This is a genomic window from Treponema zioleckii, from assembly GCF_014737315.1.
Lineage (GTDB): Bacteria > Spirochaetota > Spirochaetia > Treponematales > Treponemataceae > Treponema_D > Treponema_D zioleckii.
Map to the genome: position 1 here is coordinate 1 of NZ_JPUF01000156.1, position 755 is coordinate 755.

At 43.8% G+C, this 755-nt stretch carries 2 protein-coding genes; both read left to right on the plus strand.

Annotation, left to right across the window (positions count from 1 at the left end; all coding sequences use genetic code 11):
* Positions 1–383, plus strand: a 383-nt coding sequence (locus JI65_RS16985) for a hypothetical protein (protein ID WP_191018347.1), incomplete at its 5' end; no start/stop codon positions are given.
* Between the two features lies 1 nt (position 384).
* Complete coding sequence (locus JI65_RS16990) at positions 385–597, plus strand: hypothetical protein (protein ID WP_191018348.1); 213 nt, start codon at positions 385–387, stop codon at positions 595–597.
* Positions 598–755: the final 158 nt, after the last annotated feature.

Here is a 755-nt window from a genome sequence, read left to right on the forward strand (position 1 = left end):
TTTTTGACTGGAGTATCCCTCATTCAAATGGATATGAGGTCTATGAACTTCTGCTAAAAGGAACGGATGAACGGCAGGGGCTGATTGCTCTAAAACATATTCGTGATCAGCTGTACACACATGTGGATATAGTTGAATCAGCTCCGGCAAACAGGGGAAACGCGGGGCTGTATCAAGGGGTGGGCGCGCACCTTTTTGCCATCGCCTGTAAACTGAGCTGGGAAGTCGGCAATGAGGGCTTCGTCCAGTTCAAGGCAAAAACAAATCTTGTTGAGCACTACCAAAAGACATTGAACGCTCAAAATATCGATGCACAGAATATGTTCATCGATAGCAATGCAGCCTTGAATCTGATAAAAAAATATTTTTCTGAGGAGGCGTAGAATGATTTCTTTGAGGGAACCCGTTATTTGTGATACATACACGATAACTGCAGAGCGACCTGATTTTGCAATGAGATTCGGCGAGGAAATGCCGGACTCCAGACTTACAGAACCGTCTGACGGAAAAATATTCAGACTGCGCGAAGCAATCCTGCTTTCAAAACGTCTTGGTCGCCCTCTGACACAAGATGAAATGCAGAATTTTGTTGTGTAGTTGCTTAAAAAAGTATTTGCCACTCTTCTTCCTACAAATCGCGATTTGTAGGAAGTCCAAAAAATCCACTTTTCCCCGGAAAGCCCGCCACAAAAAGCGCCTTTTCCGGGGAAAATTAAGGATTCGCTACATATAGCGTAGTTTTTGTCGTTCTAAAA

What these genes read in the sequence shown, in the direction of transcription:
- JI65_RS16990 (WP_191018348.1), top strand. Translation starts at nt 385, where the DNA reads ATGATTTCTTTGAGGGAACCCGTTATTTGTGATACATACACGATAACT.